Genomic DNA, 18,264 nt, shown 5'->3' on the forward strand with positions numbered 1-18,264 from the left:
CCTTAGTTATTAAGGCGCCTAGTTTTAACTCCTATGGGAGAACAGCGTGAAAGACTTACTTAAGTTTTTAAAGCAGCAAAACAAAACCAAAGAATTTGATGGTATTAAAATTGGCCTAGCGTCACCAGAACAGATCCGCTCGTGGTCTTTTGGTGAAGTTAAGAAACCAGAAACTATCAACTACCGTACATTTAAACCTGAACGTGAAGGTCTTTTCTGTGCTCGTATATTTGGCCCAATCAAAGATTACGAATGTCTTTGTGGTAAATATAAGCGCCTGAAACACCGTGGTGTTATCTGTGAGAAGTGTGGCGTTGAAGTTACACAATCTAAAGTTCGTCGTGACCGTATGGGCCACATCGAATTAGCATCTCCAGTTGCACACATTTGGTTCCTTAAATCACTTCCGTCACGTATCGGCTTAATGCTTGATATGACGTTACGTGATATCGAACGTATTCTTTACTTTGAATCTTTCGTTGTTGTTGAACCTGGAATGACTGACCTTGAGCGTCGTCAAATTCTTCTTGAAGAAGAATACCTAGACATGCTTGAGCAATGGGGCGATGAATTTGAAGCTCTCATGGGTGCTGAAGCTGTATTCGCACTTCTTAAGCAGCTTGATCTTGATCACGAGATTGCTGAAATGCGTGAAGAGCTAGGTACAACTAACTCTGAAACTAAACGTAAAAAATTAACTAAACGTCTGAAACTGGTTGATTCATTTAACCAATCTTCAAACAAACCAGAGTGGATGATTTTAACAGTACTTCCAGTACTTCCACCTGATTTACGTCCTCTAGTACCACTAGACGGCGGACGTTTTGCTACTTCTGACCTAAATGACTTATACCGTCGTGTTATTAACCGTAATAACCGTCTTAAACGTCTTTTAGATCTAGCTGCACCAGACATTATCGTACGTAACGAAAAACGTATGTTACAAGAGTCTGTTGATGCATTGTTAGATAATGGTCGTCGTGGTCGTGCAATTACTGGATCAAACAAGCGTCCTCTTAAATCGCTTGCAGATATGATCAAAGGTAAGCAAGGTCGTTTCCGTCAAAATCTACTAGGTAAACGTGTAGATTACTCTGGCCGTTCTGTAATCACAGTTGGACCGACGTTACGCTTGCACCAATGTGGTCTTCCTAAGAAAATGGCACTTGAATTATTCAAGCCATTTGTTTACGGAAAACTAGAAGCATTAGGTCTTGCAACAACAATCAAAGCAGCTAAGAAATTAGTTGACCGTGAAGGCGGGGAAGTTTGGGACATCTTAGAAGGTGTTATCCGTGAACATCCAGTGCTACTTAACCGTGCACCAACACTTCACAGATTGGGTATCCAAGCATTTGAACCTGTACTTATCGAAGGTAAAGCGATTCAGCTTCATCCTTTAGTATGTGCGGCTTACAACGCCGATTTCGATGGTGACCAAATGGCGGTACACGTACCGTTAACAATCGAAGCACAGCTTGAAGCTCGTACATTGATGATGTCTACGAATAACATCCTTTCGCCTGCAAATGGTGAACCGATTATCGTACCATCACAAGATGTTGTACTAGGTCTTTACTACATGACGCGTTCAAAAATTAACGCGAAGGGTGAAGGCATGTGGTTCCAAAGTGCTAAGGAAGCTGAAAAAGCTTACCGCGCACGTGTTGTGGACATGCAAGCAATTGTTAAAGTACGTATGACGCAAGTTCATGTTGCTGAAGACAAATCACGTACTTCAACTACAGAAATTGTTGAAACGACTGTCGGTCGTGCAATCCTGTCTCTTATCATGCCTGAAGGTCTACCTTTCAGGCACGTTGATTTAGACATGGGTAAAAAAGCAATCTCTAACGTACTGAACGCTTGTTACCGTTTATTAGGTATTAAAGATACAGTCGTATTTGCTGACCAACTTATGTATACCGGTTTTGAATATGCAACATTGTCAGGTGCCTCTGTAGGTATCGACGATATGGTTATTCCAGACGCGAAGAAAGAATTAGTTGAAGAAGCTGAAGAGCAAGTTTCTGAAATCTATGAGCAGTTCCAAGCAGGTCTTGTAACAGCGGGTGAGCGCTACAACAAAGTGATCGATATTTGGGCAAGTACCAATGATCAAGTTGCTAAAGCGATGATGGATAACTTATCTAGCGATACAGTTGAAAATGCGCAAGGCGAATTCGTTGAGCAAAAATCTTTCAACAGTGTTTACATGATGGCCGATTCAGGCGCACGTGGTAGCCCAGCGCAGATTCGTCAGCTTGCTGGTATGCGTGGTCTAATGGCAAAACCAGATGGTTCTATCATTGAAACGCCAATCGTAGCTAACTTCCGTGAAGGTCTAAACGTACTTCAGTACTTCATCTCAACGCATGGTGCACGTAAAGGTCTAGCCGATACAGCACTTAAAACAGCAAACTCGGGTTACCTAACTCGTCGTCTTGTTGATATTGCACAAGATTTAGTTATCACTGAAGAAGATTGTGGTAGTACAGAAGGTCTATTAGTTAAACCACTTATTCAAGGTGGTGATATTGTTGAGCCGTTACGTGAACGTGTACTTGGTCGTGTTGTATTACACGATGTTATCAAGCCGGGCACTAAGAACGAAATATTGCTGGCTCGCAATACATTATTAGATGAAAAACTGTGTGACCTGATCGAAGAATGTTCAGTGGATCAAATTTGGGTTCGTTCTGTAATCACTTGTAAAACTGACTTTGGTGCTTGTGCTGCTTGTTACGGTCGTGACTTGGCACGTGGACATGTTGTTGGTCAAGGTGAAGCAATCGGTGTTATGGCTGCACAGTCAATCGGTGAACCTGGTACACAGTTAACAATGCGTACGTTCCATATCGGTGGTGCTGCATCGCGTGCTGCTTCTGAGAATAATATTGCTGTTAAGAACAGCGGTAAGATTAAATTACATAACGCTAAGTTTGTAATTAACTCAGACAACAAAGTTGTTGTTACTTCTCGTTCAACTGAATTAACAATTATCGATGAACTTGGTCGTACTAAAGAGAACCATAAATTACCTTACGGTTCTGTTCTTGAGAAACAAGATGGTGCATCAATCGCAATTGGCGAAGTTATCGCTAACTGGGATCCGCATACACATCCAATCATCACGGAAGTAGCTGGTAAGATTGAATTCCTAGATTTCGTTGTAGGTATTACAATTACTAAACAAACTGATGAACTAACTGGTTTATCAAGTATTGTTATCATCGACCCTGCACAGCGTCCAACTGCTGGTAAAGAGATGCGTCCAACAGCTAAACTTGTTGATACTGATGGTAATGACCTGTTTATTCCTGGTACAACTGTTGCTGCACAATACACGCTTCCTGCTAACGCTATCGTTAGTCTAGAAGATGGCGCGCAAGTACAAGTTGGTGATGCGGTTGCCCGTATTCCACAGGAAAGCTCGAAAACACGTGATATTACCGGTGGTCTACCTCGTGTTGCGGATCTATTTGAAGCGCGTCTTCCTAAAGATGCTGCAATTCTAGCTGAAGTATCAGGTACATTAGCATTCGGTAAAGAGACTAAAGGTAAGATTCGTTTAGTTATCACACAACCAGATGGTACTGCATACGAAGAGATGATTCCTAAATGGCGTCACCTGAACATCTTCGAAGGTGAGAAGATTGAGAAAGGTGAGGTTATCTCGGATGGTCCTGAGTCTCCGCATGATATCTTACGTTTACGTGGTATTAGCCCAGTTGCTAACTACATCACAAACGAAGTACAAGAAGTTTACCGCTTACAAGGCGTAAAAATTAACGATAAACACATTGAAGTTATCGTTAACCAAATGCTACGTAAAGGTATGATCACTGATGCTGGTGATTCTAACTTCTTAGTTGGCGAGCAAGCTGAAGTTGTACGCGTTATCATTGATAACCGTCGCTTAGAAGCTGAAGGTAAAGCACCTGCGAAGTTTGATTACCAACTTCTAGGTATTACTAAAGCATCGCTTGCAACTGAATCGTTTATCTCAGCAGCCTCTTTCCAAGAAACTACGCGTGTTCTTACGGAAGCTGCTGTTGCTGGTAAATGTGACAAACTACACGGTCTTAAAGAGAACGTTATCGTTGGTCGCTTGATTCCTGCCGGTACTGGTTTTGCACATCATAGAGCACGTGCAGCAGAAAAAGCGAAAGCGCTTGAGCCTAAGCCAGCTGAACCTGTTGTAGATATTGATGCTGCTGAGCAAAACTTAGCAGACTTATTAAACGCAGTTGATTTCGGTGAATAAGAATCGGCTATAAAATTACTTACTCTTTTGAAATCAATTTAGAGTAAGTTAATTTGTAACGATTCAGGATCGGCTTCAAAGTTACTTGATCTTTTGTTTTCAAAATAACCAGTCTTTAAGGTTTTTTGAAAACAATCTAGAGAAAGTTATTTTGTAACGATTCAGGATCGGCTTCAAAGTTACTTGATCTTTTGTTTTCAAAATAACCAGTCTTTAAGGTTTTTTGAAAACAATCTAGAAAAAGTTATTTTGTAACGATTCCTAGCTTTAATCAAAACACACGTTTAACTAAAAAGGTGCTTCGGCACCTTTTTTATTACCTATAAAAAAGTAAGCGCGGTCTATATTTTAGTAAAAAGTGACTACTTTCCCTTTGAATTATAAGCGTAATGTATCAAAATCTATCTGCTAAAGATATTATCTATTCACCTGTGAGGCCTTTCCTATGAGCAATAAAAAAACAATCTCAACACCTAATGCACCATCAGCAATTGGACCGTATTCTCAAGCTAATCAAATCGGTAATTTAGTCTTTACTTCAGGACAGATTCCGTTAAACCCGGAAACAATGGAAGTAGTTGAAGGCGGAATTACTGAGCAAACAGAGCAAGTAATGAAAAACCTTTTTGCTGTTTTACATAAAGCTAAAGCATCGGCAGCAACGATTGTAAAAACCACTTGTTACATTAAAGATATGAATGACTTTGCTGCTTTTAATGCGGTTTATGGAAAATATTTCCCTGACTTTGCACCTGCGCGTTCATGTGTTGAAGTCGCACGTTTGCCAAAAGATGTATTAGTTGAAGTCGAAGCGATTGCTGTGACTGCATTACAAGAAAACGAATAACCATGCTGAATGGGTCTTTAAAATTTGCAGTTGTTGTCTCTGGCGCACCTTATGGTACGCAAGGGGCAAGCAGTGCTTACCAGTTTTGTGCTTCAGCCGTGCAAGCGGGACATAAAATAGTGGGTGTGTTTTTTTATCAAGAAGGGGTGCTCAATGCAAGTCTGCTTGTTAGCCCTGCGAGTGATGAAATAAATCTGCCTAGTTTATGGGCGCAGCTTGCGACAGCGCATCAATTTCCATTGGAGGTTTGTGTTTCAGCCTCATTGCGTCGTGGCATTGTTAATCAGGTGGAAGCAGAACAGCTGGCTCTTGCACAATTTAATTTAAAATCCCCTTTCGTATTAAGTGGGTTAGGTCAACTTGCGGAGTTAAGCGCGGGTGCAGATCGGTTGGTACAGTTCAAATGACAGAAAAAAAAATAGGTATTATTAATACGTGTTTACCACACGGTAGTGCGCAAGGGCGAGAATCTTTGGATCTCACATTAGCCCTATCTGCATTTAATGAATCACTCTCATTGTTTTTTATCGGCGATGGTGTGTATCAATTGTTAGCAGGGCATACACCCGATGAGTCATTACAAAAGCATTTTCAACCACTATTTAAAATGCTGGATCTTTATGATGTAGAGAATATCTACGTCTGTGAACAATCATTATTGCAACGTGTTATTAAACAAGAGCAATTATTAATTGATGTTACCTTGTTAAACCGCGCACAATTAAAATCTAAGCTTGCTTTGCAAGACCAACTATTAAGCTTCTAATATGTCGATATTACATACGGTAAATACCTCGCCTTTTCAAACGCATGCACTGCAGCAGTGTTTATCTTTACTGAATAGTGAGGATTGCCTGTTATTAATTGAAGATGCAGTAGTTGCAGCTCAAGCGCAGCATCCCTTATTCAAAGAGTTAAGTGAGCTGGCAGAGCAAGGCAGATTAAAGGTGCTCACTTCAGACCTTCAAGCACGTGGCATTGAGAATCGAATCGGTAATCAATGTGCTTATGCTGATTTTGTCACTTTAGTCACTGAGCATACGAGTCAAATGGCTTGGTAATAATTGAGCTACGAGTATTTAGCTTCTAGCTACGAAAACACACTTTGCCTTTCGTAGCTCGTCACTCGAAGTTAAATACTTGAAGGCTATAAGCCATAAGGCAACATACTGTTCCAGCATTCCAGCATTCCAGCATTCCAGCTTTCTATATTTCATTTAGCTTTCTAGCAATTAGTTTGCTAATAAGTGAGCTACGAAAACACACTTTGCCTTTCGTAGCTCGACGCTAAATATCTTGGTAAGTGTCGAGCTGTCAGCCATTAGCCATTAGCTGTCAGCTTTCAGTCAGTTCAAAACAGAGTCTATCCCTAATTGTTGTATCCAACCTATGAAACGCGTGTATTCTTTTCCTGACGCTATTTAATGTTTTAGCCCTGTATTTATCGCTAAATAACATTGTCACTATATCTGATTAAAGTGAATTATCTTGTGCTGATAGCTGACACCTGCCCTTTGCCCTGTATTTATCGCTAAATAACATTGTCACTATATCTGATTAAAGTGAATTATCTTGTGCTGACAGCTGATAGCTGACACCTACCCTTTGCCCTGTATTTATCACTAAATAACAGTGTCACTATATCTGATTAAAGTAAATTATCTGGTGCTGATAGCTAATAGCTGACACCTGCCCTTTGCTGTTCTTTCTGTGATCACAAACACAATTGCTTAATTATTGACTCCTATTTCTAAGCAGCGTAAACTCTTGCGACCCCAAATTATGGGGATTGATTTTTCAAACACAAACTAGGAGCTATTTAAAAATGGCAACAATTTCACAATTGGTACGCAAACCGCGTAAGGACAAAGTTCAAAAAACTAACGTTCCTGCGCTAGAAGCGTGTCCACAAAAACGTGGCGTATGTACTCGTGTATATACTACTACACCAAAAAAACCAAACTCGGCAATGCGTAAAGTTGCTCGTGTTCGTCTTACTAACGGTTTCGAAGTTACTTCGTACATCGGTGGTGAAGGCCATAACTTGCAAGAACATAGTGTAATCTTGATCCGCGGCGGTCGTGTAAAAGATTTACCGGGTGTTCGTTACCATACAGTTCGTGGTGCACTTGATACTTCAGGTGTTGCGGATCGTCGTAAAGGTCGTTCTAAATACGGTACTAAAAGACCTAAGTCTTAAGTTATCCCGTAAGTAAGGCCAAACAAACACTATTTTAATTTAATATGTTTTGGGTAATATCCTGAAGCGCACGGAGATAATAAGATGCCAAGAAGACGCGTCATAGCTACTCGTAAAGTACTACCAGATCCTAAGTTCGGATCAGAAGTTCTTACAAAATTCGTTAACGTTGTAATGGTTGACGGTAAAAAATCTATTGCAGAAAAAATTGTATACGGAGCTCTAGAATCAGCTTCTCAGAAATCTGAGAAAGCAGCTTTGGACCTTTTTGAAGTAGCTCTAGAAAACATCCGCCCAAGCGTAGAGGTTAAATCTCGCCGCGTTGGTGGTTCAACATACCAAGTTCCTGTAGAAGTTCGCCCTTCTCGTCGTAATGCTCTTGCAATGCGTTGGTTAGTTGAAGCTTCTCGTAAGCGTGGTGAAAAATCAATGGCATTACGTCTAGCTGGTGAGCTAGTTGATGCAGCAGATAACAAAGGTTCAGCGGTTAAGAAACGTGAAGACGTTCACCGCATGGCTGATGCTAACAAAGCATTCGCTCATTACCGTTGGTAGAATCTTAGCGCAAGCTTTTGCTTGCGTTTTTTGCTTTAAAAAAATTACTTTTAGTATTTAAAGGACATCAGATTGGCACGTACAACAGCTATTGAGCAATACCGAAATATCGGAATCGTTGCTCATGTCGATGCGGGAAAAACAACAACGACTGAACGTATTTTGTTCTACACTGGTCTATCTCACAAAATTGGTGAGGTGCATGACGGTGCAGCAACAATGGACTGGATGGAACAGGAACAGGAGCGTGGTATCACTATCACGTCTGCTGCGACGACTACATTCTGGTCTGGTATGGAAGGTCAGTTTGCTAAACACCGCATCAACATCATTGATACACCGGGACATGTAGACTTCACGATTGAAGTTGAACGTTCGTTACGTGTACTTGATGGTGCTGTTGTTGTATTTTGTGGTTCATCGGGTGTAGAGCCTCAATCAGAAACTGTTTGGCGTCAAGCGAACAAATACGGCGTTCCGCGCATTGTATTTGTAAACAAGATGGACAGAACAGGCGCTGATTTTGAAGCAGTTGTTGAGCAAATTCGTGAACGCTTAGGCGCAAATTGTGTACCCATTCATTTGAATGTTGGTGCAGAAGATGAGTTTAGCGGTGTAATTGACCTCATTAAGATGAAGTTAATTAATTGGTCTGAAGCCGACCAAGGTATGACGTTTGAATATCACGATATTCCTGCTGATTACTTGGAACGTGCTGAAGAGTTACATGAAGAGCTCGTTGAAACAGCTGCAGAAGCTAACGATGAATTGATGGAAAAGTACCTTGAAGAAGGTGAGCTTTCTATCGAAGAGATCAAACAGGGTTTACGTCAACGTACGTTAAACAATGAAATTGTATTAGCGACATGTGGTAGTGCTTTTAAAAATAAAGGCGTACAAGCAGTCCTTGATGCAGTGATTGATTTCTTGCCATCTCCTACGGAAGTCGCTGCTATTAAAGGCATCGACGAACGTGAAAATGAGATCGAATGTCCAGCTGACGATAACGCACCTTTTGCAGCGCTTGCATTTAAAATTGCAACTGACCCATTCGTGGGAACGTTGACGTTTATGCGCGTTTATTCTGGTGTTGTTAATTCAGGTGATCATGTTTATAACTCAGTAAAACAGAAACGTGAACGTTTTGGCCGTATCGTACAGATGCATGCCAATGACCGTAATGAGATCAAAGAGGTGCGCGCCGGCGATATCGCTGCTGCAATCGGCCTTAAAGATGTTACTACGGGTGATACGTTATGCCATGCTGATCATAAAGTGATCCTTGAGCGTATGGAATTTCCTGAACCGGTCATTCAGATTGCGGTTGAACCTCGAACGAAGGTCGACCAAGACAAACTGAGTATCGCGCTTGAGAAATTAGCCGCAGAAGATCCTTCATTCCGTGTTGAAACGAATGAAGATACTGGACAAATACTACTCTCTGGCATGGGTGAGCTTCACCTAGATATTATCGTAGATCGTATGCGCCGTGAGTTTAGTGTTAACTGTAACGTGGGTACACCACAAGTTGCATACCGTGAGACCATCCGTAAAACGGTTGAGATCGAAGGTAAATTTATTCGTCAAGGCGAAGGACCGAGCCAATATGGCCACGTCATTCTCAAACTTGAACCGCTTGAAGCGGGTGCGGGTTTTGAATTTGTTAATGAGATAACAGATAAATGTATTCCAAAAGAATACTTTCCTGCTATTAACAAAGGCTGTGAAGAGCAAATGAACCAAGGTGTGTTAGCCGGTTATCCAATGCTTGATATTCGTGCAACGCTGATTGGTGGTTCATACCACGAAACAGATTCGCAAGAAATGTCATTTAAAGTTGCAGCGATGTTAGGTTTCAGAGATGGTGCATTAAAAGCTGATGCAACAATACTTGAGCCAATGATGAAAGTTGAAATTACCACTCCAGATAACTGGATGGGTGATGTTGTGGGCGACATTAATCGTCGTCGCGGTATGATTGAAGGTATGGACGATGGCCCTGGTGGCGTTAAAATCGTGCATGCTAAAGCACCGCTTGCAGAAATGTTTGGTTATGCCACTGCATTACGCTCTGCAACGCAAGGACGAGCATCCTATTCTATGGAATTCCTGGAATATGGTGATGCGCCTAAAAAAATAGCTAACGCAATTATTGAAGCGAAATAAAAAATAAACTAAACTATCGCCTCTCCATGTGATCGCACGTGGATAGGTATTAACTGAATAAGAAGGTACACACTGTGTCTAAAGAAAAATTTGAACGTAATAAACCGCATGTAAACGTTGGTACAATTGGCCACGTCGATCACGGTAAAACAACTCTAACAGCTGCTATCACTAACGTTCTTGCGAAAGCAAACGGCGGCGAAGCTAAAGATTTTGCATCTATCGATAACGCTCCTGAAGAGCGCGAACGTGGTATCACTATCTCTACATCTCACGTTGAATATGACACTGAATCACGTCATTACGCACACGTAGATTGCCCAGGACATGCCGATTACGTTAAAAACATGATCACTGGTGCTGCACAAATGGATGGTGGTATTCTTGTTGTTGCTGCAACAGACGGCCCTATGCCACAAACTCGTGAGCACATCCTGCTTTCACGTCAAGTTGGTGTTCCACATTTAGTTGTTTTCATGAACAAATGTGACATGGTTGATGATGAAGAGCTTCTTGAGCTAGTAGAAATGGAAGTTCGTGAACTTCTTTCTGAATATGACTTCCCAGGTGATGACTTACCTGTAATTCAAGGTTCTGCTCTTAAAGCACTTGAAGGCGAACCAGAATGGGAAGCTAAGATTCTTGAACTTGCAGAAGCTCTAGATACTTACATTCCTCTTCCAGAACGTGATATCGACAAACCATTCATCCTACCAATTGAAGATGTTTTCTCAATTTCAGGTCGTGGTACTGTTGTAACTGGTCGTGTTGAACGTGGTATCGTTAAAGTTGGTGAAGAAGTTGAAATCATCGGCCTTAAAGACACTACTAAGACTACATGTACTGGTGTTGAAATGTTCCGTAAACTTCTTGACGAAGGTCGTGCTGGCGAAAACGTTGGTGTTCTTTTACGTGGTACTAAACGTGAAGAAATCGAACGTGGTCAAGTTCTAGCTAAGCCTGGTTCAATCACTCCTCATACTAAGTTTGAAGGTGAAGTGTACATCCTAAGTAAAGATGAGGGTGGTCGTCACACTCCTTTCTTTAAAGGTTACCGTCCACAGTTCTACTTCCGTACTACGGATATTACTGGTGCTGTTGAATTACCTGAAGGCGTAGAAATGGTTATGCCTGGTGATAACCTTAAATTCGTTGTTGACCTAATCGGTCCAATCGCAATGGATGAAGGTCTACGTTTTGCTATCCGTGAAGGTGGCCGTACTGTAGGTGCTGGTGTTGTTTCTAAAATCATCGAGTAATAATTACTCTTTAGTTTAGAACAATATTAGAAAGAGCGCTTAGGCGCTCTTTTTTTTGGTCTATAGAAAAGTAAAAGCTTCGAGAACATTAGCTTCGAGCTTCGAAAACAGGTTATGGATTGATAGCTTTGTTTTCGTAGCTATTAACTCGTTGCTCGTAGCTGTTGCAGGTGGCGCTATGCCATAAACAGGGTAGGTGCTGGTGTTGTTCCTAAAATCATCGAGTAATAATTACTCTTTAATTTAGAACAATATTAGAAAGAGCGCTTAGGCGCTCTTTTTTGGGTCTATAGAAAAGTAAAAGCTTCGAGAGTATTAGCTTCGAGCTTCGACAACAAGCTTTTCGTCGCTATTAGCTCGCTACTCGTAGCTTTAGTAACTTCGAGCTTCGACAACAAGCTTTTCGTCGCTATTAGCTCGCTACTCGTAGCTTTAGTAACTTCGAGCTTCGACAACAAGCTTTTCGTCGCTATTAGCTCGCTACTCGTAGCTTTAGTCGTTTGATTTCAGCTTATAATAACTCGCATCTGTAGGCAGTTGTTTACGTTCTTTACCTAATAGGTAATTCTCTTTGAACACTTCAAAAAGCAACGCGAGTTGCGCCGCGTTTTTTGTTTCCCCAATATATTCCAATGCCAGTGCGGCTACTTCTGCTGTCGCAAGTTGATTATCTTTTACGGCTTTTCGCACTAAATAGCGTGAGATGTTTTCAGGCGAAAAAGAAAGAACCGGTAGGCTGTCCAAATAAGGACTTTTACGGAACATTTTTTTTGCTTGTGCCCAACTACCATCTAATAAGATAAACAGTGGTTTTTTTCCTGAGATAGGATTATTGTCTTTGTTAATTAGACGTTCAGGTTCGCTATACTCAGCAGGAAATATCACCATAGGTTGCCACTGAGGATCATTTAATAAGGCGAGCATGTCGCTGTTTGGCTCAGTACGAGACCAAATATAAGCAAAGGTATCTGGCACTAAGTCAGCAATTAATCGCCCTGTATTACTTGGCTTCAAAATTTCATCATCATACATCAGCAGTAAAAACGCACTGTTAGTTTGAGCCGTTTTTTTAAGCGGGCAAATACAAAGGTAAGGTAATAACATGCAATTTACACAGCGTGTTATACGGCCTCCTCGCGCTAAAAATGGGCGTGTTGATTGGCTTAAACGTAAATCGTAAAGTTTATGTAGAGCATGGATTCGCATCGTATTATCATTTTTTAAAATTTAGTTATACAGGGTAAAGTAATGAAAAACTTATTACAGCAATATTTTGGATTCAGTGAGTTTCGCAAGGGCCAAGAGCCTGTTATTTCGGCTTTGTTAAATGGGCAGAGTGCCGCCGCTATCTTCCCCACGGGTTCAGGGAAATCACTGTGTTACCAATTACCGGCTTTACAGTTGCCTCACCTTACTTTGGTGGTTTCCCCATTACTTGCCTTGATTCAAGATCAACTCGATTTTTTACGTAAAAAAGGCATAGCAGCTGCCAGCATTCAATCGATGCAAAGCGCGGCAGAGTCTTCTGCTGTTTATAAAGCCGTTGCGGATGGTGAGATTAAAATATTATTCATCTCCGTTGAGCGACTGAATAGCGAACGTTTCCGTCAATTCTTAAAACAAGTCCCTATCTCTTTGCTAGTGGTGGATGAAGCGCATTGTATTTCTGAATGGGGACATAATTTCCGCCCCGATTACCTCAAACTCGCTTTTTATCGCCAAGAATTCAATATTCAACAAGTCTTATTATTAACAGCAACTGCGACCACTCAAGTGATCGAGGATATGGCCAGTAAATTTTCCATCGATAAACAGAACATTACAGTGACAGGCTCTTATCGTAGTAATCTTAACCTTTCGGTGGTTGGCACGACTGAAGCGAATAAGATGGGCCATTTAGTGCCCTGGCTTGAGCCTAAAAAGCAGTCTGCAGGCATTGTTTACGTTACCTTGCAACAAACGACAGAGCGCGTTGCAAAAGCGCTTACAAGTGCGGGTATTTACGCACAGGCATATCATGCAGGTATGCCTAGTGAGCAACGTACGGATATTCAACAGCGTTTTATGTCTGGTGAATTACAACTGATTGTCGCCACCATTGCCTTTGGTATGGGTATTGATAAAAGTGATATTCGTTTTGTAGTGCATTACGATTTGCCTAAATCGATAGAGAACTACGCGCAGGAGATTGGTCGCGCAGGGCGAGATGGTCAATCAGCTGAATGTTTAGTATTGGCCAATAAAGACAACCTTAATGTCTTAGAAAACTTTGTTTACAGTGATACCCCAGAGCCAAGTGCGATTGATTATATTATCAATGAAGTGGTCAACAGTGGTGGGAACTGGGAAGTCTTGATGAATAGTTTGTCTAGCCTGTCGAACATTCGTTTACTGGCGTTAAAAACCTTGTTGGTATATTTAGAATTAGAAGACGTGTTAAAGCCTGCTTACAGTTATTACGCGGAGTATAAATACAAATTATTAGTACCTGAAACTGAGCTGTTAGGGCGCTTTAAAGAAGAGCGTTACCATTTTGTACAAGCAGTTCTACAAAGTTCAGATAAAGCACGGACATGGGCCTCGGTAAACTTTGATAAATTACAAAACTTCTATCCGAGTGATCGTAGCCGTGTGGTGAGTGCCCTTGATTACTTGGATCAACAAGGGTTAATGGAGCTTCAAACCAAGCAGATGACTAATGTGTATAAAACCTTTCAGGAACGCATTTCGCCAGATTTAGCGGGAAAATTAGCACAACGCTTTAGTGATAAAGAGCAGAGTGAGATTACTCGTATTCATTTTTTATTAGACTTTTTTGCTAGCAAAAGCTGCCTTAACTGGCAATTGGCTTATTATTTTTCTGATGCCAATTTACAACAACCCTGCGGTCACTGCAGTGTTTGTGCTGGCGCGATCACCACTTTCCCTGAGCGAGAAGGGTTAATGCCATTAGTTGATTATGATTTTGTGCAATTAACAGGGCAAATATCAGACAAGCTAGGTAAGCATAAAAGTGATGCTCTACTGGCGCGTTTTTTATGTGGCTTAACCACACCAATATTTACACGTTTAAAGGTACGTCAATTACCCGGTTTTGCGACGTTAGAAAAGTATCGTTTTGGCGAGGTATTACATTGGGTCCAAGAAAACGGGACAAGCGTCAGCTAAACAATAAGAGGCTGATTTTTGCTCGCATATTGAGTTGCTTTGTTAGTGATAATTCCGCTGTGTTAAATGATGAAAAAATATTAATTTAGCGCAATGTAATCGTGAGATTTAGTCCATACTCTTAGCGAAAATAATTGAATAGGCAAAAATGATGAAAAAACGTATTTATATCGCTTACACGGGCGGTACTATCGGCATGAAACCTTCGGCATCGGGCTTTGTGCCTGTTGAAGGTTATTTAACTGAAACTATCGCTAATATGCCCGATTTTTATCATGATGATATGCCTGAGTTTGTGATTAACGAATATTCACCTTTGATTGATTCAGCTAATGTTTCGCCTGAAGTTTGGCAAACTATCGCGCATGATATAGAGGAAAACTACGACGCTTTTGATGGTTTCATCGTATTGCATGGCACAGATACTATGTCTTACACCGCCTCTGCGTTGTCTTTTGTTTTTGAAAATTTAACTAAGCCGATTATTATTACCGGCTCGCAGATTCCACTTTCTCAATTACGCACAGACGCACGTATTAATCTGCTCAATTCGCTTTATATTGCCGCGCATCATCCTATTAACGAAGTCTGCCTATTCTTTAATAATCAGTTATTCAGAGGGAATCGCACCACTAAGCAATATGCCGATGGGTTTGATGCCTTTGTATCACCTAATGTTGCGCCACTGTTAGAAGCGGGTATTGAGATTAAAAAACTCAGTAAATTACCTAATGTAATGCCTAAAGAAGCGCTAAAAGTGCATTCAATTAAAGTGCAATCGATCGCTATATTACATTTGTTTCCAGGGTTGAATTGGCTGGTATTAGATAACCTATTAAAAAGCCCATTACAGGCATTGGTAATATTGACCTATGGCGTGGGTAACGCACAGCAAGACGAACAATTATTGGATACGTTAAAACGTGCCAGTGAACGAGGCATTGTCATTGTTAACTGTAGTCAATGTTTAAAAGGGGCGGTTAATATGCAGGGTTATGCAACAGGACATGCATTGAGTGAAGCGGGTGTGATTAGTGGTGCGGATATGACCACAGAAACCGTGATAGCAAAATTGTATTATTTGTTGAGCCAATCGTTACCGTATAAAGAATTGGTGACGTTATTTCAACGTGATTTAAGAGGAGAGTTAGGCTAACTAACTCCCCCCATAATGTTGCTACTGATCTATGGTAGCAACTCTAACCAGCCTGGGCTGTTAAACCATTTGTTATGCAACTCTTTGAGCGCGCCTGATTTACTTAATTTGCGTAGTTGCGCAGATAAATGAGCCTCTAAAAGCGGTTCATCTTTCTTTATCGCAAGACCTATCTCTTCGACTGCTAAAGGCTTTTGTAATGTTGTTAGCTCCTTTGCAGTCTCACGAATAACAGCAAGTTCACATATCGCTAAATCCGCAACCAACGCATCTGCTTCACCCGAACGTAATGCCATTAACGCATCTTCGTAATGTTTAATGGTGGTTAATTTCGCTTTTTCTAAACGATTCTCCGCCAAGGTTTTACTGGTTGAGTTTTCAAGCGCCATTAAATGCACTTTTTCATGATTAAAACCGGTTGATGCTTTTATCTCTTTTAATCGTTTTTTAGTGATTAACAGTGACTTTCCAGAAAGCGCATAAGGTCCAACAAAGGTGATCTCTTTGCTACGTTCTTCAGTAAAAGCAAAACCTGAAATGATGATATCTATTTTTCTATCTTCTAATGCTTCCATGAGTTCAGAAAAAGGCATTAATTCAATACGTACTTCTGCACCCACTGATTTTGCAAGGGCAGTGGTGAGATCAACATCATAACCAATAACAGTTTCAAGATTTGAAACAAAGTTAAAAGGTGGTTGCTCGCCTGACATACCTACCAGTAATACGCCGTCTTTTTTAATTCGCTCAAAGGTACTATTTGTTGCGCTAACAACTTGGCTACAAAATAGCGACAATACTAAGCTAATAAACAGGGGCATGAAGGTGATTTTTTGCTGAAGTTTTAACATGGAATTCCTTTTGATGTTACAAACAAAAACCGAGGGTAATCGCGACATTCTAAAATGTCTATCAGCAGAGTAGATAAGTGGTAAGGGGATCATGTAGATTAAATTTAGTTGCTGAACCAATAGTTATTGTTGCTTTTATTTTGATGTTGTTGATGACTTGTTGATTATTCTCAATGTTATTGTTAAATCTAAGTAAAAGGGCTGTTATGAAATTTAAAGGTGCTGTAATAACCTCAATGTTATTCTTCTGTTCTTTAGCGAGTGCCGAGTGGGTTGATTTTGAAGATCTCGTGGTCGGCAAAGAATTTAATTATAAACCTTACTCATCACAGGAATTTGAATTTAAAGCGAGTCGTTATTTTAAAGGAGGATCACTCTTTTATTACGATTTCAAAATCGCAGCTAATTTGGGCGACAGCAATAATAATGAGAATTTCTTATCCATCGACTTTGGCAGTAATAGTTGTTTGCCGGGTATTGCCATAAAACATAAAGAAAAACAGGACTTCGATTTACACGCCTTTGATATCGGAAAATTTATGATCATGATGGTGAGTTTAGTATTTCATTATTAGCGCTAAACAGCGAAGGCGAGGTGATTAAGGAGGAGCAGTTTGTTATTTCCGAAGCGTTAACACGTATTGAATTAGGTGAGAAATTTCAAAATATGCATGAATTATTAATTAATGCTGTTTATGTTGATGATATTGATAACAGTGTTGCCCGTTTCGCCCTCGATAATATAGATCTTAGTGTGAGCGGTAGTCACCGAAAAGCCCCGATGGAAAGCCAATCTAAAAGTGCCAAAACAGCCATGCTGAACTGATTGTAGCTTTCCTGTTGTCCTCTTAGTCATTCCCAAGTTATGCCCTCCGTCATTCCCGAGTTGTTTTATCGGGAATCTTAGTTTGGTTAAGCGACATTATTTGTAGCCACGCAGAAAGCTGTTCGTCTGCGCTCATCACTCTCAAGTTATGCCCCCCGTCATTCTCGAGTTGTTTTATCGGGAATCTCAGTTCGGCTAAGCGCCATAATTTGTAGCCACGCAGAAAGTTGTTCGTCTGCGCTCATCCAGTCAGTGGTTTAACTTAGGTTTTGTAGTTTTCGCCTTTTGAGCGAGTTACTTTCCTTTAAACGGCGAAAGGAAAGTAACCAAAGGAAATGCCGCCCCTGCCATTTTTTAATCTCGCACGGTCTAGCAGATTTACACGCACCAGCTCAAACAGCACATCCTTGTGCTGACTGAGCTTACGACTGACGTCCTGTCAGTCATTGCTAAATCTGCCATACCTTAGCAAGAAAAATGGAAGGGGATCCGCGCAGCCACGTTATGCGGTGTCACCTCGTCATTCCCAAGTTATGCCACTCGTCATTCCCGAGTTGTTTTATCGGGAATCTCAGATCGGCTAAGCGCCATAATTTGTAGCCACGCAGAAAGCTGTTCGTCTGCGTTCATCCAGTCAGTGGTTTAACTTAGGTTTTGTAGTTTTCGCCTTTTGAGCGAGTTACTTTCCTTTAAACGGCGAAAGGAAAGTAACCAAAGGAAATGCCGCCCCTGCCATTTTTTAATCTCGCACGGTCTAGCAGATTTAAGCGCACCAGCTCAAACAGCACGTCCTTGTGCTGACTGAGCTTACGACTGACGTCCTGTCAGTCATTACTAAATCTGCCATACCTTAGCAAGAAAAATGGAAGGGGATCCGCGCAGCCATGTTGTGCAGTGTCCCCTCGTGATTCCTAGTTATGCCACCCGTCATTCCCGAGTTGTTTTATCGGGAATCTTATTTTATTTAAA

Annotated in this window: 15 protein-coding genes; 13 read left to right on the top strand and 2 right to left on the bottom strand. The window is 41.0% G+C overall.

The window, feature by feature from the left end:
- Positions 1-46: 46 nt before the first annotated feature.
- The 9 genes from rpoC to tuf all read left to right on the top strand — a co-directional run bounded on the left by rpoC (position 47) and on the right by tuf (position 11,294).
- On the top strand, positions 47-4,267 hold the full coding sequence (gene rpoC, locus CXF74_RS02750; RefSeq protein WP_101080868.1) for a DNA-directed RNA polymerase subunit beta': 4,221 nt from the start codon (positions 47-49) through the stop codon (positions 4,265-4,267).
- Positions 4,268-4,712: 445 nt separating this feature from the next.
- Complete coding sequence (locus tag CXF74_RS02755) at positions 4,713-5,114, top strand: RidA family protein (RefSeq protein ID WP_101080869.1); 402 nt, start codon at positions 4,713-4,715, stop codon at positions 5,112-5,114.
- A 2-nt stretch (positions 5,115-5,116) separates the two neighbouring features.
- Positions 5,117-5,521: a sulfurtransferase complex subunit TusD gene (tusD, locus tag CXF74_RS02760; RefSeq protein ID WP_101080870.1), complete on the top strand. Its 405-nt coding sequence runs from the start codon at positions 5,117-5,119 to the stop codon at positions 5,519-5,521.
- Complete coding sequence (tusC, locus tag CXF74_RS02765; RefSeq protein ID WP_101080871.1) at positions 5,518-5,880, top strand: sulfurtransferase complex subunit TusC; 363 nt, start codon at positions 5,518-5,520, stop codon at positions 5,878-5,880. Before tusD ends, tusC begins: the two co-directional genes overlap by 4 nt.
- A 1-nt stretch (position 5,881) precedes the next feature.
- Positions 5,882-6,175 carry a sulfurtransferase complex subunit TusB gene (tusB, locus tag CXF74_RS02770; protein WP_101080872.1) on the top strand — a complete coding sequence of 98 codons (294 nt, stop codon included), beginning with the start codon at positions 5,882-5,884 and terminating at the stop codon, positions 6,173-6,175.
- 764 nt (positions 6,176-6,939) lie between these two features.
- Positions 6,940-7,314 carry a 30S ribosomal protein S12 gene (gene rpsL, locus CXF74_RS02775; protein ID WP_101080873.1) on the top strand — a complete coding sequence of 125 codons (375 nt, stop codon included), beginning with the start codon at positions 6,940-6,942 and terminating at the stop codon, positions 7,312-7,314.
- Between the two features lie 84 nt (positions 7,315-7,398).
- Positions 7,399-7,869, top strand: a complete 471-nt coding sequence (gene rpsG / locus CXF74_RS02780) for a 30S ribosomal protein S7 (RefSeq protein WP_101080874.1) — start codon at positions 7,399-7,401, stop codon at positions 7,867-7,869.
- Positions 7,870-7,941: 72 nt separating this feature from the next.
- Complete coding sequence (gene fusA / locus CXF74_RS02785; RefSeq protein WP_101080875.1) at positions 7,942-10,035, top strand: elongation factor G; 2,094 nt, start codon at positions 7,942-7,944, stop codon at positions 10,033-10,035.
- A gap of 74 nt (positions 10,036-10,109) precedes the next feature.
- Positions 10,110-11,294, top strand: coding sequence for an elongation factor Tu (tuf, locus tag CXF74_RS02790; RefSeq protein WP_101080876.1), 1,185 nt, complete (start codon positions 10,110-10,112; stop codon positions 11,292-11,294).
- A 492-nt stretch (positions 11,295-11,786) separates the two neighbouring features.
- On the opposite strand, the gene CXF74_RS02795 is transcribed toward tuf, so the two are convergent.
- Positions 11,787-12,500: a tRNA-uridine aminocarboxypropyltransferase gene (locus CXF74_RS02795; protein WP_101080877.1), complete on the bottom strand. Its 714-nt coding sequence runs from the start codon at positions 12,498-12,500 to the stop codon at positions 11,787-11,789.
- A 42-nt stretch (positions 12,501-12,542) separates the two neighbouring features.
- Between CXF74_RS02795 and CXF74_RS02800 the strand changes: the two genes are divergently transcribed.
- Positions 12,543-14,462: a RecQ family ATP-dependent DNA helicase gene (locus CXF74_RS02800; protein WP_101080878.1), complete on the top strand. Its 1,920-nt coding sequence runs from the start codon at positions 12,543-12,545 to the stop codon at positions 14,460-14,462.
- A gap of 148 nt (positions 14,463-14,610) precedes the next feature.
- Positions 14,611-15,618, top strand: coding sequence for an asparaginase (ansA, locus tag CXF74_RS02805; RefSeq protein WP_101080879.1), 1,008 nt, complete (start codon positions 14,611-14,613; stop codon positions 15,616-15,618).
- 29 nt (positions 15,619-15,647) lie between these two features.
- On the opposite strand, the gene CXF74_RS02810 is transcribed toward ansA, so the two are convergent.
- Positions 15,648-16,469 (bottom strand): substrate-binding periplasmic protein, encoded by an 822-nt coding sequence (locus CXF74_RS02810; RefSeq protein ID WP_157822316.1) that lies wholly within the window; start codon positions 16,467-16,469, stop codon positions 15,648-15,650.
- 206 nt (positions 16,470-16,675) lie between these two features.
- Between CXF74_RS02810 and CXF74_RS02815 the strand changes: the two genes are divergently transcribed.
- Together CXF74_RS02815 and CXF74_RS02820 are read left to right on the top strand one after the other, a co-directional pair.
- The gene (locus CXF74_RS02815) at positions 16,676-17,044 is read left to right on the top strand and encodes a hypothetical protein (protein WP_101080881.1); all 369 of its coding nucleotides are present in this window, start codon (positions 16,676-16,678) and stop codon (positions 17,042-17,044) included.
- A 20-nt stretch (positions 17,045-17,064) separates the two neighbouring features.
- Positions 17,065-17,295 carry a hypothetical protein gene (locus CXF74_RS02820; protein WP_101080882.1) on the top strand — a complete coding sequence of 77 codons (231 nt, stop codon included), beginning with the start codon at positions 17,065-17,067 and terminating at the stop codon, positions 17,293-17,295.
- The last annotated feature ends 969 nt before the right edge of the window (positions 17,296-18,264 follow it).

Source organism: Psychromonas sp. Urea-02u-13 (assembly GCF_002835995.1).
In the GTDB taxonomy this organism is placed as follows: Bacteria; Pseudomonadota; Gammaproteobacteria; order Enterobacterales; family Psychromonadaceae; genus Psychromonas.